Raw genomic sequence first — 13,178 nt, 5'->3', positions numbered from 1 at the left:
CTATCCGCACTCCTCGTTTCACTTTTTCCAATGTATACATCACTCAATAATTGATATTGATTATCAATATCACATTTGATCAGGTAAGTATATATCATTAAGTGATATTGGGGAACAGGCAGTGGACGTTATGCTTCTCATCGGCTTTCGTAAAAGACTGAAAAAAAGGAACACCTGATAGCACAAAAAGAAGCCTGATCCATATGGATCAGACTTCTTATGTTTTTTGTGTTCAACAAGTTTACGTAGTCACCACGCTTCTCTTGTCACCTGCGACCAAATTTATTAAGACTTTGCAGGTTTCCGAGAAGGTTTGGCGGAGCTGGATTTTTTATTCTTTTTCTTACTTACTTCCACAACCACAGGTTCCTGTGGGTGCTCCACCGGGTACATTTTGCGGAACAATAACGTCTGCAGTACCAGGAAGGAACCCCCAACTGTCCAGTAGAGCGGCATCGCTGCCGGGGCTGAAAGGGAAAAGAAAGCCATCATCAATGGGGAGAGATATCCCATAATGGCGAACTGTTTTCGCTGCTCAGGCGCCATATTGGCTTGTGATACTTTAGCTTGGATCAGATATATGACTGCAACCACCACAGCGAGCACGTAATCCGGCGCTCCCAGTTTGAACCAAAGGAACGAATGGGAGGACAACTCCGGTGTAAGTCGGATGGCTGTGTAAATACCTGAAAGTATAGGCAGCTGAATGAGCATCGGCAAGCAACCAATGTTCAGCGGATTAAACTTATGTTTCTTGTATAGTTCCATTGTTTCCTGAGACAACTTTTGCTTATCAGCAGGGTCATTTTTGCCTTCATATTTTTTCTTGAGCGCATCCATTTCGGGTTTCATGGCGTTCATGATGACTCGTGTTCCCTGCTGGGACTTGGCTTGACGCATCATCAATGGCAACAGTGCTAAACGAATGACCAGCGTAATCACGATAATCGCGACCCCGTAGCTTCCGTTAAATATAGTCGCAATATGCTGAATCAGATACGACAGTGGAAATACAATGTAGTGATTAAAAAATCCCGGTGTCGATGAAGTAATCTCCGACACGTTGTTGCTGCATCCGGCAAGCAGCATGACTGCAAACAAAATCACAATCAGGCCATAGATCCGTCCCTTGCCCGAAGTAAAAGTGAATCCCTTGTTGGTCTTATGTTCCATATATATCCTCCTCGTTGATTTGTTGACCAATCGTTCAACGAGGAATGACAATCTGGTTCATCTTCATCGGGCGCTTCTCTTCGTCTAATCATGCGGCTCCAGTCTTCCTGTCTGTGCTGTCTGTCCAAACACAGGGCGGGAAGTACAGGTTCAAGTCCACCACCGACGCCACCTTCCACCCAGTACTCTGTCATGCCACAATGAAGATGGGCAATATAGGCATAACTGACGGTGAAGATGAGTCCAATCGAGAATAAATATGGTAATAACTCCTGCAGTTCAAACAAGGGATTCACCCCCTTTATAGGTTAGTTTTTATATTATAACACTTACATATTGTTTTTGCATAAATCCGTACGTGAAAACAACTACTATTCAGCTATTCCGTTCTCAATTTGGACATTTCTAGCTCAGCTCGGTGTCTCGCCACGTTATAAGAAGGCCATGAACGATTTGATGAATCCTCGTCCAAGTAGACTTGACGTTCCAGCATTTCCCTTTTGAGATCGGGGTACTCCTCCAGAGCAAACGCACGAAGTAACGGAACTGCATCTGCTGACAGACTCGCCAAATAGGTTGCATCAATATTGCCAGTCTGATGATAACGTTCAATATTCAGCTCGGCAATCCGTTTATCCATGCCCACATAGTTGACAGCAACATAAGCTGTGAGCGCCAGCACAATATACCAGCGGATCAGCGGTATGGACGTGTACCGTATACGAAGGCCAGCAATCAGCAACAGGAGTGCAAGGAAGATCATGAATGCGTGTACCAGAAAGCGGATGTATGTATATCCATATGCCTGTTCATACAGATTTAGGCGCATAAAAGCGGAATACAACATGATTGCTGAACAGCTGACCAGAATCAGGAGAAGTGCCTGATGCACGATCATGCCTACTTTTCCACTCGAACGTGTGAATTGCAATGCAACAATAAGAATAAAGAAATTAATACCTGTAACGAGAATTAACTCTGCGAATCCGCTTCTCGCATACTCAGCGTAAGACAGATCTACCGGAAGATGTCCCTCTCCCGCACCAAACAGATACGAAAACTGTACAAGAACGAACATAACGTACACACAGTTGATGACGATCAGCATGGTGCCCACAATGATGGGGTCCAATCTGAATGGTTCCCGATGAACCGGAGTGTGTTCGGGCTCGGGTGTAATTTTATTCGTAACCTGACCCTTAGGGAGTGGACCCACAGGAGAGAATATGTAGGTGTGATTATGCTTATCAACTGTGGTTGCTGCGCCATTTTTCCAATGTGCATTCTCTCTCTTCTCTGCCTCATATTGCATCGGCTGGACAAATCCCCATACATAACCGAACAGAACTACACCTGCAATGACAATCCAGATGATTCTCGGTATCCCTGGGGTAAAAGCCAGCTGATTCAACCACTCCGGAAAACCGGCTAAATACTGGTCGAAGACCCCGTCAGCAGAAGACAGTAACGCGATGACGACAACAAGGATAGGCAAGGATGCCACAAGGCCAATGAGCACTTTGAAAACAACCGTTTTCTGTGATTTGCCCATGCCACGCCCGCCTGCTCTCACAGCAAGGGCCGCAACAGTCCCCCAATGACGTATGGCTTGAGGCAGTAAATGGTCAATTGCCGTACCAATCAAACCAAGCTCCCACCACTGCTTCCGTTTTCTGCCCATTAGATAGGTCATATGTAAGATAATTACGCCGGGTACAACCAGGAAATTAAGAACACGGAACAGTTCATTGTCGTATAACAGGAACGTTAGCGACAACAATAGCACTACAGCCGCCACAAAAGCATCAATGAACTTGAAAGACCTCATGCGGTCCCTTGCAAACAGATACATGAACACATAAAAGAGAATTACAAAGATAGGATACGATACGCCAATCTCATTACCATAGAATAAATACTGGTGAATGATCGCTAGCACCCATGCAGACAGTAGCGTGATTAGAGCGCGTTGTGGTGAAGCCATTATTTTATCAATCATGGGAAAAACCTCCATTAACCTTTCTATGCTATATTTTAGATGATAAAATAGGAATATAAATAGAAATTATAATCGACAAAACTTCTTATTTTAGAGGAATACGTCAGAGTTCACCTCCAGGAGGGAATCAACACTTGAAATTACATCAGCAATATCTGCTGTTGCATCGTCATTACGGTCACCATACAGAACATGAACTTACACTCGCCGATCTCGCTGAGTTGCTAAATTGTACACACCGAAATATGTTAACGATTGTCAAAAAGATGGTCGCCCATGATTGGATTCGTTGGGTTTCCCAGCGTGGCCGGGGTCGTCGTTCATCACTGACCTTGCTTGTTCCTGCTGATCAAATCGCCGCAGAATATATGATGGAGGCTATGAATCGCCGGGAGTTGCAAGAAGCTGCCGAGCAGGTGAGTGCATTCTCGAGCTCAACAACCATGCAGGATCATCTAAATCAGTGGTTGCTTGGGTATTCGGGACATCATACGGAAGCCGGCACCAACAATGAGCAGATTGATACGCTTCGGTTGCCCCTGCGCCAACAGCTTCATGCGCTTGATCCGCTGTACATTAATCTGCTCGCTGAGTCCTTTGTGACTAGCCATGTCTTTGACGGGTTGGTTCAACGTGGTGAACAAGGTGAGATTCTCCCCTGTCTCGCTCATACTTGGGATGTCAGTGCAGACCGACAGACCTGGACGTTTTATTTACGAAAAGGTATTACATTTCACAATGGTCAGATGCTGACGTCCCATGATATTGTGCATACGTTTGAACGTCTGCAATCTACAGATCGTCGGACACTGTACCGTGATGTAAGTAAACAGCTCCTATCTATTGAAGCGGTCAGTCCCTTGACCGTGTGTTTTCGGCTTAAAAAACCTCACGAATTGTTTTTGTCCTTTCTTACAACAAGTCGTGCGGCGATTGTACCCTCACCGGGAACACACGAACAGAAGATGAATCATGCGGGTGATCTGCATGGAATGCAAAAACCTGTCGGGACGGGGCCGTTCAAGGTCACTGCCTGGGATGATCACTTGTGCAGACTTGAAGCCTTTTCATCGTATTTTCAAGGTAGAGCACATATGGACCGGGTAGATATCCTGCAAATTCCGTGGAGTGCCTCGGCCAAAATGGATGATAGCCAAGATATCGAAACTCCGTTCTTTCATCTTGTTCATAATCCGTCTTCGTCTGCGGGTGCAGACTGGACACAGATTAGTGCAGGGGTGATAGTTCATAAATTACTCACGTGTAATACGCAAAAAACCGGACCGTTAAACGATCCGGAAGTAAGAGCACACCTTCAGTCATGCCTTGCTGGAATGTATAGAGATGACGGACATGCAGATGACTCTGAGGTCATGGAGACTGATTTTAGTGTGGTAAATACCAAGAAAGTCCAGGTCCACTCGGAGGGATTTAGCCATGTATCGATAAGTTCGATATCCTCCAGTCCCATCTCCTTGCACATTGCAACCATTCCACAATATCGCAGGGATGCTAAACATCTGGCGTCCATACTGGAGCAGTACGGTTTCTCCTGTACCGTCCGTACCGCTACGATGGAGCAGTTCAAAGGAAATCTCCGGCTGGAATCTGATCTGATTCTCTTCTCTCTCATTCGGGACAGGGACGAAGAACTACGCCGGTATGATCTCTACTCCACGTTGTCTGAGCATCTGGAAGATTCGGCTCGTACAATTATCCATGAGATGTTGCAAACCATTATCGCCTCTCCGATTGCAGCAGATCGAACTTCTGAATTATACCGAATTGAACAATTCTTGGTCGGTCAGAATTTACTGTTCCATTTATCCGTAAAGCCAGTAGAAACCGCATATTTGCCTTCGGTGCGTGGTCTATCTTTCAACAGCCAGGGCTGGGTGAACCTGCGTCATATCTGGTTTCCTTCTGACGCACGATCACATCCGTAAGATTAAACATCGTATTATATGACTTATACCATCCGATCACGTATCTTTTTTATTTTGACATTGTCGTGATCGGCTCTCCCTGTTTGCTTCTCAATGAAATAGTATCTTTACGTCGATATACTCCAAGCAGTAAACCCATCATGGCGTATTCTAAGATCACATGAGAACCAAATCCAATAAAAGGGAAAGTGACGCTGACAATCGGAACCTTTCCCGTAGTCATTGCAAGGGAGTAAAGCATTTGCAAAGAAAACATCAACGTAATGCTGAACACGATCATACGACCAAATTCATCGAGTACACGAGGTAGCATTTTCAGCATACTAGTAAGAAACCATACGATTCCAAGCAACAGCAGTATGCCTGCTAACCAACCAAATACATCAATAAGCACTACACCGGGATAGTCCATATAAAATCCTGTAAAGTGGTCCAAAGACGTGTCAGAACCGTTTCCCCACCATCCGGCGGAATGAAGAATACTCATAATTGAGTGGTTATAGCTACCATGTCCTAGCGGGTCATTTTGGAGATTAAACACGGCAGTGAGTCTCTCAAACCGCCTGTACTCACCACTCAAAAACAATTGCATCATAGTGACAAGTCCCGCAATTGCAGCCCCTACAAATGTATAAAGCCATTTTTGTGTAATCCAGGCAAACAAGATAATAGTTGCCGTTCCGAATGGAAACAATCGCACCCAATCTGAAGCTTGTAACAGGCTAAAAGAAGGCAAAGCCACAAGAAGAATATAAGTTGAGACGGATTGTACGTCACACTTAGTACGCAGCTTATCCAGCATAATCGCGCCTATGGCGAGGGGCAATACCCACATGGATATCGTCGTGAGATCAATAGTTAACCCAAATATGCTCCAGAACCGTTGTACACCATAATCAAACGGTGATACCAGCGGATTAATCCACAACATACCACTTAACAAAATATAGATCCACCAGGCAGATTTCTTCCATTTTTGATAATCAAAATACATCAAAAACACCATCAGTACTAAACCAAATATAGTGTAGATCAAATGACTTTTATACAAGAACTGAAACCTTTCAACTGAGATATTTGTTGTATAAATCCACGTCAGCAGCAGACTTATGATTAGCAAACTGGAAAGTCCCGTTAACAGGCCCCAGTGCATACGATGGCGATGCAACCGGTGCATACTCTTGCCTACGACAGCAGGATCACCCATCTGTTCAATGGCATGTGCAATTGCTTCTTCTTCTGTATAACCTTCTTGTTCTTTGTCCAAAATGATCTCTTCCATGTGGTTTCCCAACTCATCACGCAGGTCGTTATGTACTTCGCGAGCTTTAACCTGAACACACATGTGATCAAGATAATGCTGAATTCGTTCATCTCGATTCGTCATGTCAGGCCTCCTTCCCCAAGCACCCGATCCACAGCTCTACGGAACAAATTCCACTCCGCTTTTTTACTTTCTAAGGCCTCCATGCCCTTGTCACGAATCGAATAATATTTACGTTTACGGCCTTCAACCTCCATCCAGTACGACTCTACCCATCCTTCAATCTCCATGGCATGCAAAATAGGATATAACGTGCCCTCTTTCAGATTAAACACACCCTCAGATTGACGATGTAATTCCTTAATTAATTCATAACCATACAACGGTCGTTCCTTCAATAAAGTTAGGATTAGTGTCTCGGTACTCCCCTTAATCATTTGTTTGTTAACCTGCAACGCGCTCACTCCTTCCTTTTCATACTTTTAAATCTCTTCTGATCATATACATTGGAAACCTATGCATAGAACAACTAGGTATGATATTACCTTATCCTTCCTTTTCTGTCTAGCTAACATGCTTCTTTATTTATGTTAAAATGAACAAGTCCTTTCATTCACGTACTCTAATGATGAATCTATCTATTCGTATAACTCAATTACATATCTTATTTTTTGAATCTAGTTAAGGAGGCATTACATTCATGAGCAAACTAATTTTCTTTCTCGGCGGGGCCGGAAGTGGCAAGACCACCCTTGCCAAAGCCCTTTCCCGTAAACATAAAGCGGCTTTCTTTGATATGGATATTCTACTTCGACCCGCGGCTGAGGCAATTATGACCCTTCGGGGACTTGATCCATCCGACCGAGATTCGCCTGAATACAAAAGGTTGTGCCGTGATCTTGGGTACCGCATTACGATGGATGCCGCTCTGGATAACGTTCAGTTGGGTATCGATACGATCGTTGTGGGGCCATTTACCAAAGAAATCGGTACCCCGGATTGGATTGCTCAGGAACTTGCACGAATTGGACATACCCTGGAAGATACGGATGTGCGTGTGGCCTATATTTATCTTGAGAATGAAGCGTTGTATCACAAACGGATCACAGCAAGACTATCTCCATTGGATGAATGGAAACTCGCAAACTGGGATGCCTTCACAGCTTCTCTCGTCCGTAAAGAAGTAGCCTGGCCGCTCCCTGCTTCATCCGTCGCTTATATTGACAATTCCAGTGATGATCCTGCGATTTCCTATGCCGAACTTGAACGACGGATGTACGAGTAGCTTTATAAAATTCACATCACAATTCCTTTGCAATATGTCGCTTCACATGGAAAATAAAAAAGACGAAACAAAAAGAGGTATTTGTCGAGACCCCCGTTGGGTCCATCATGACAAATACCTCTTTTTCATATATTCAAGATCATCTTTTCATATGTTCAAGATCATTCGCAACTCACTATTCACCTTCTGCGATTGCGGGATCACGCAAAAAGGTTTGCGGAAGTCCTGCCGTAATAAGTGCGTACTACGGAATCGCCATTACATTCGAACTGATAGATTATAGATGTACTTAAATGTAAGAGAGCCAACATCTCTCAACTCAAAGGAGAATTTCATGAAATCTTACGTAGCAACATGTCCAACTCAACAACAACAGAACTACAAATCGAATCCTAAATGGAAACGTGCCGTAGCCAACATCCTTCTGGTTGCATCTCTGAGTTTCACCACGATAACCAGTGTATCGGCAGAGAATAGTCTCCCCCTTCACCAGGTAACCCCTCAGGAAACGGAATCGTTCATCAATCAATTCTTCGCCCAGCCTGAAGTGAAGTCTGCTCTGAAAGGGGCTGTCGTCACCGTTGTTCACGATCAACAGATTGTGTTGAATAAAGGATATGGTTATGCCAATGCGGAAAAACAAATTCCCGTCGAGGCCGACTCCACCCTGTTCCGTGTAGCCTCCATCTCCAAAACGCTGACAGCAACCGCTATTATGCAATTGGCCGAGCAAGGTAACGTAAAGCTTGATCAGGATATCAGCGCATACACAGACGCTTTGCATCTGACCAACCATACCGGAACAACGTTAACATTGGAACATCTGATGACCCACACCAGCGGGTTTGATTTCACAGATGTAGCAGCTACAGACAGAGAACTGGAAAGTTCTTATCCGCTTGAGCAATTCATCCAAGACAACAAACCGTCCGTTGTTCGCAATCCAGGAGAAGTTTTCCGTTACGACAATTACGGCTATGCACTCTTGGGCTACATTATTCAGAAACAGTCCAAACTTCCGTTTGAGACTTATGTACAACAGCATATTTTCCAGCCACTCGGTATGTCGGATAGCCATTTTACACTAAGCAAAGACTCCCTCAGTAAACTCGCAACTCCTTATGGCGCTGAAGGGCAGGCATTACCGCAATATCCCAATGTACCGGATAGCTCACCTGAGGGCGGATTAATTACGACTGGACGGGATATGTCTCATTTTATGCTTGCGCAGCTCAATCAAGGTTCGTACCAGGGTGCACGTATACTCGAACCGGCATCCGTCCAGGACATGCAAACGTTGGATGTCTCCATACACCCTGATATACCCGGCACAGGTTACGGATTCGAATCCACCTATTCGCAATATAATCATGGACGGAAAGTCGTGAGTAAAGCAGGCGATCTTGCGGGCTTCCACTCCAATCTATGGCTCTTGCCTAACGAGAAGACCGGACTATTTATCGTCTCCAACAGTGATGGACCAGATGTGCGAGAAGCGCTTTTTCAAGCATTTATGGATCATTTTTATCCGAACAAAGAGACCCAAGATGTCAATTATATCGTACCCGAGTTTTCACTCCGTACCTACGAGGGACTATATCGGGATATTCGCTTGCCCGCATGGTTGTATGATATTTCAGCAACAGAGAAAGGGCTTCAGGTTATAGACGCTTATGGCACTCACAACTTAACACCCGTTAAGGACATGTTGTTCATGGATGAGGACGGTAAACTCGCTGGTTTCAAAAAAAATCAGTTAGGTGAAATCACGTATTTCTATTACAACAAGTCAGATAGCTGGTCCGAAAAATTGGCTGAAGCCAAGCCTTATGAAGATGTGCCAGAAGACCATCCCTATGCTCCGTACATCTATCGCTTAACACAGATTGGCCTGTATCCACAGGATCAATCCCAATTTGAACCAGAGAAGCCTGTAAGTCGTGGAGAGTTTGTAACACAGGTCGTAGGCATAAGCGGGATGTCGATTTCGACTCAATCACCAAAATTTAAAGACACCCAATCAAGTCCCTATGCCGCCTACATTCAAACCGCCCTGGAACTGGGAATTGTGCAAGGAAATACCCGTGGATTGTTCCATCCTGACCAAGCTATAACAAGGCAAGAGGCCGCGGTGATTATTTCGAGAACGGCTCAACAACTACTTGGTGCACCTACCGTAACTGCCAATCTTACCGGTTCACAGGATCGTTGGGCTAAAGAAGGGGTTCAATTTGTAGTCGCTTTAGGTCTCTACGGTCCAGAAGTATCCATATCCAGCAGCGGTGCTGTGGATTATAAATCGAAGCAGCCTATGCTCAGACAGGAATCATCAGTTTTGATGTACAAAATGTTAGGCACTCTGCTACATTAACATAGAGTGCTGCTTGGCAAGCCATGTCATTGCTACATGGCTTGTTTTTCCACTTCATTTTACCAATGATGCATTTTATAAGAACGGATGATTTTACCATGCGACTAAAACTCTCATTACATAGATTGATGAAAACTAAATTTAATTTCGTGTGGTTTGTCACGATGTTGTGCTTTACACTAACAGCCACATATATCCATATCTCGTCATTTATGAATCCTTATATCGGACTTTCGTTGACACCAAATGCCTCTAATTCTTGGGCAGTACATGATGTAGATCCTCAAGGTTTGGCATATACATCCGGGATTAGATCGGGTGACACTGTTATCTCGTTGGAATCCAAAGGAGAAGTCCGATTACTCCATCAAAAAGGTGAATTCTTAGTGACTGAAGCCTATACCATTAGCGTTGAGAATTCTCGCGGTCAGGCATCCGAACATACCATGAAGCCTGGGCCACGTGAATGGTTTAACATCGGATTCTCATCCATTTTGGAGTTATTGCTATTGGTGACAGGAAGCTACGCCCTGTTTAACCAACCCGGTTCACGAGTGATGCGTCTGTTCTACCTGCTTAACCTGTCCATGGCCATATGTATATTGACGATATACACATCCCAGTTGCCTTTATCCAATTATATTCTGGCCTTTTGTGCGGCATGGTTACCTTACTGTCTAGCCGCTTTTTATGTGTCTTTTGTATTCCGTACCCGTCTGCATCGTTTTCGGTGGTTACTATTCATCAGCAGAGGTATTGCAGTTGCTTATTCTGCAGGCCTAGTATATTTATACATCAAGCAGTGGATGATGATCGATGTTCAGATCAATCAAGGCATTACCACCGTCAGTACTCCTGTTGCGCCGTCTGGTCCAACCAATCTGCTTAACTTTATTCTTTGCGCAACCCTTCTGATCTTAATCTGGATGACATGGGTTAATCGTAAAAGCTACAATCGCAAGGAGCAGAACCAGCTATTGCTCATGTTAACAGGAATTATTTTTAGCCTAATTCCCTTCATCATCTGTTTTGCTATTCCAACCCTGCTTCAAGGTGAACCATTATTGCCTTTAGAGTACACATTAATTGGATTTCTTCCTTTATCATGGATGTTCACTTATGTACTTGTACAACGGAGCATGCTTGACTTCAAACTGGTTATGCCAAGATTGATGATTCATGGACTATATGCTTTGATCGTATTTTTACTGTTTCTGGCTGCTTCTTACCTGCATTCGTTAATTCATATCAGCTTACTGTTTGTCTCGTTTTTGCTGATCACTTGGGTGTATCAGTACATGCTCACCCGCTCACGCAAGAAAAACAAACTTAACAAAGACTGGTTGGAACACCAGCAACTGCGGTTGACTGTGCGAATGGCTGGGCAGCAAAACATGCGGGACATGATTCACGTGTTCGCCGAGATGTTCCACAAGATGCTGGATATTGAAGGCGTAATTATCATATGGATTGATGATAAGCACAGATATTCTCAGGAATGTACAGGGGTTTTTGCTTCCATTCAGAATATCGATAACGAGGCGTTGGATATTGAAGTTTTACGACAGAAATATGACTTGGCACAGGTTTGGGAGCTTTCAGGTGAACCAACGACGGAGATGATAGGATTTCTAGGCATTGGTCACAAAGAAAATCGCACCTTTTTTTCAGCAGAAGAGCAGGAGATCATTGATAAAGGCAGGCTGGAAGCGATTCGAATGCTTATCAATGGCAAACTCTTATCTGATCTGCAGAAGCGATATGAACACCGTGTAGATCAGACAGCTCTTCATGAACACCAGATACGCCGTCATCGGCAGTTCAATGATATTATGATGGAAGCCCAACAGGCAGAGCGTATGAAAACCTCTTATTTCCTGCATGACCAACTGCTACAAAACCTGATTTTCCTGTCTCGTGATTTGGAGGAATTACACGATACCGGAGAGACGCATAAGGATCAAACGGCTGTTTGGCTGGAGTGCCTGTATGCTTCCCAGAGAGATATACGCCAATTGTGTGATGATCTCTACCCTCATATTATGGATCGAAGTGATCTGGAGGAAGCGTTGCAATGGCTCATCCGTACACTTCAAATACAAAGTGGTATCAGAATGGAATTAAACTATAACGCCCTCTCTGAAGAGTTAAAGCACGAACCTCTGAAGTCCACCGTCTTTCGGACGATCCGTGAACTCATTATGAATGTGATGAAGCACGCACAGGCGTCGTTTTGCTCCATTCAGGTACATACAAGGGATAATGACTTGATTCTCCAAGTAGAGGATAACGGCTTGGGGTTTAATGTTCATACCACATTTGCTACTGCAACAGGGCACTTCGGTTTGATATCCATACAAAGCAGCATTCAGCATCTCGGTGGAGAATTCACCATACATTCCAGCCTTGGCAAAGGAACCTCAATCAACATTCTTTTGCCTTTAACCAAAGGAGCAACTGAACAATGAGCGAACCCATTACAGTCGTACTGCTTGATGATCACCCCCTGGTCATGGAAGGTCTCAACAATCGCTTAAACCGCGAACCCGGCATACAGGTACTGAAGACTTTCAGCGATCCATTGCTTTTTTTATCCGAAGTAGAGGCGTTGCGACCAGACGTTGTTGTGATGGATATCCGCATGCCCCAGCTTGACGGGTTCGAGGTTGCGAGAAGATTGAAAGATCAATACGGGTTATCCGTCAAAATTATACTGTTATCCGGATACAACTATCACGAATTTCAGTTGAAAGCTTATGATCTGGGCGTACATGCCTACTTGTCAAAACAAGCAACGTATGGACAGATTATTAACGCCATCCACCAAAGTATGTTGGGTCATGTGCTTATTCCAGAGAAAATGTTATCTCCTAATCTGGAGGAATCCCTCACAGCAACTGAACGGGAAGTACTTAACCGCATTGCACTGGAGATGACCAACAAGGAGATTGCACAGGATCTGGCGATCAGTCAACGTACAGTGGAGTATCATATCACATCTATTACACAGAAATTTGGTGTGAAGTCCAGAATTGGTGCTGTAGTCAAAGGATATCAGGCAGGGATCCTCGGTGATGTAACACTCCCTGAGAAACGGTAAAAACATGTACCAGTTTAAAAGAACAACATAAGAGCGGCAG

10 protein-coding genes are annotated in these 13,178 nt (G+C 44.3%); 5 read left to right on the top strand and 5 right to left on the bottom strand.

The annotated features are described in order from the left end of the window. Nucleotides 1-285: 285 nt before the first annotated feature. The 3 genes from yidC to ACETMN_RS13515 form a co-directional block, all read right to left on the bottom strand. Nucleotides 286-1,173, bottom strand: a complete 888-nt coding sequence (gene yidC / locus ACETMN_RS13525; protein WP_091016824.1) for a membrane protein insertase YidC — start codon at nt 1,171-1,173, stop codon at nt 286-288. Beyond that, the gene (locus ACETMN_RS13520) at nt 1,110-1,460 is read right to left on the bottom strand and encodes a hypothetical protein (protein ID WP_223199934.1); all 351 of its coding nucleotides are present in this window, start codon (nt 1,458-1,460) and stop codon (nt 1,110-1,112) included. The genes yidC and ACETMN_RS13520 overlap by 64 nt, the downstream gene beginning before the upstream one ends. Before the next feature lie 92 nt (nt 1,461-1,552). Continuing rightward, entirely contained in the window at nt 1,553-3,172 is a 1,620-nt protein-coding gene (locus ACETMN_RS13515) for a DUF4153 domain-containing protein (RefSeq protein WP_179198537.1), read from the bottom strand. A 134-nt stretch (nt 3,173-3,306) separates the two neighbouring features. On the opposite strand from ACETMN_RS13515, the gene ACETMN_RS13510 reads away from it, so the two are divergent. Then, nucleotides 3,307-5,118, top strand: coding sequence for an ABC transporter substrate-binding protein (locus ACETMN_RS13510; RefSeq protein WP_091016827.1), 1,812 nt, complete (start codon nt 3,307-3,309; stop codon nt 5,116-5,118). Nucleotides 5,119-5,167: 49 nt separating this feature from the next. On the opposite strand, the gene ACETMN_RS13505 is transcribed toward ACETMN_RS13510, so the two are convergent. Both ACETMN_RS13505 and ACETMN_RS13500 read right to left on the bottom strand, forming a co-directional pair. Further along, nucleotides 5,168-6,505: an FtsW/RodA/SpoVE family cell cycle protein gene (locus tag ACETMN_RS13505; protein ID WP_091016829.1), complete on the bottom strand. Its 1,338-nt coding sequence runs from the start codon at nt 6,503-6,505 to the stop codon at nt 5,168-5,170. Beyond that, entirely contained in the window at nt 6,502-6,837 is a 336-nt protein-coding gene (locus tag ACETMN_RS13500; RefSeq protein WP_167483549.1) for a PadR family transcriptional regulator, read from the bottom strand. The genes ACETMN_RS13505 and ACETMN_RS13500 overlap by 4 nt, the downstream gene beginning before the upstream one ends. 245 nt (nt 6,838-7,082) lie before the next feature. Here ACETMN_RS13500 and ACETMN_RS13495 point away from each other — a divergent pair, with 245 nt between their 5' ends. The 4 genes from ACETMN_RS13495 (at nt 7,083) to ACETMN_RS13480 (ending at nt 13,138) form a co-directional block, all read left to right on the top strand. After that, a complete protein-coding gene (locus ACETMN_RS13495; RefSeq protein WP_091016831.1) occupies nt 7,083-7,667 on the top strand; it encodes an AAA family ATPase in 585 nt (194 codons plus the stop codon). A 334-nt stretch (nt 7,668-8,001) separates the two neighbouring features. Beyond that, nucleotides 8,002-10,038 (top strand): serine hydrolase, encoded by a 2,037-nt coding sequence (locus tag ACETMN_RS13490; RefSeq protein WP_179198538.1) that lies wholly within the window; start codon nt 8,002-8,004, stop codon nt 10,036-10,038. 128 nt (nt 10,039-10,166) lie between these two features. Then, nucleotides 10,167-12,506: a sensor histidine kinase gene (locus tag ACETMN_RS13485; RefSeq protein WP_411736235.1), complete on the top strand. Its 2,340-nt coding sequence runs from the start codon at nt 10,167-10,169 to the stop codon at nt 12,504-12,506. Beyond that, a complete protein-coding gene (locus ACETMN_RS13480) occupies nt 12,503-13,138 on the top strand; it encodes a response regulator (protein WP_091016835.1) in 636 nt (211 codons plus the stop codon). The genes ACETMN_RS13485 and ACETMN_RS13480 overlap by 4 nt, the downstream gene beginning before the upstream one ends. The last annotated feature ends 40 nt before the right edge of the window (nt 13,139-13,178 follow it).

This window comes from Paenibacillus sp. M2 (assembly GCF_046713495.1).
Taxonomy (GTDB): Bacteria; Bacillota; Bacilli; order Paenibacillales; family Paenibacillaceae; genus Paenibacillus; species Paenibacillus amylolyticus_B.
Note: the sequence above shows the minus strand (reverse complement) of the source record. Positions and strands in the feature narration are given on the sequence as shown.

Bases quoted from the DNA above. Each gene is read 5' to 3' on its own strand.
- yidC (WP_091016824.1), bottom strand. From the start codon at position 1,173: ATGGAACATAAGACCAACAAGGGATTCACTTTTACTTCGGGCAAGGGA.
- ACETMN_RS13515 (WP_179198537.1), bottom strand. From the start codon at position 3,172: ATGATTGATAAAATAATGGCTTCACCACAACGCGCTCTAATCACGCTA.
- ACETMN_RS13505 (WP_091016829.1), bottom strand. From the start codon at position 6,505: ATGACGAATCGAGATGAACGAATTCAGCATTATCTTGATCACATGTGT.
- ACETMN_RS13495 (WP_091016831.1), top strand. From the start codon at position 7,083: ATGAGCAAACTAATTTTCTTTCTCGGCGGGGCCGGAAGTGGCAAGACC.
- ACETMN_RS13490 (WP_179198538.1), top strand. From the start codon at position 8,002: ATGAAATCTTACGTAGCAACATGTCCAACTCAACAACAACAGAACTAC.
- ACETMN_RS13485 (WP_411736235.1), top strand. From the start codon at position 10,167: ATGAAAACTAAATTTAATTTCGTGTGGTTTGTCACGATGTTGTGCTTT.
- ACETMN_RS13480 (WP_091016835.1), top strand. From the start codon at position 12,503: ATGAGCGAACCCATTACAGTCGTACTGCTTGATGATCACCCCCTGGTC.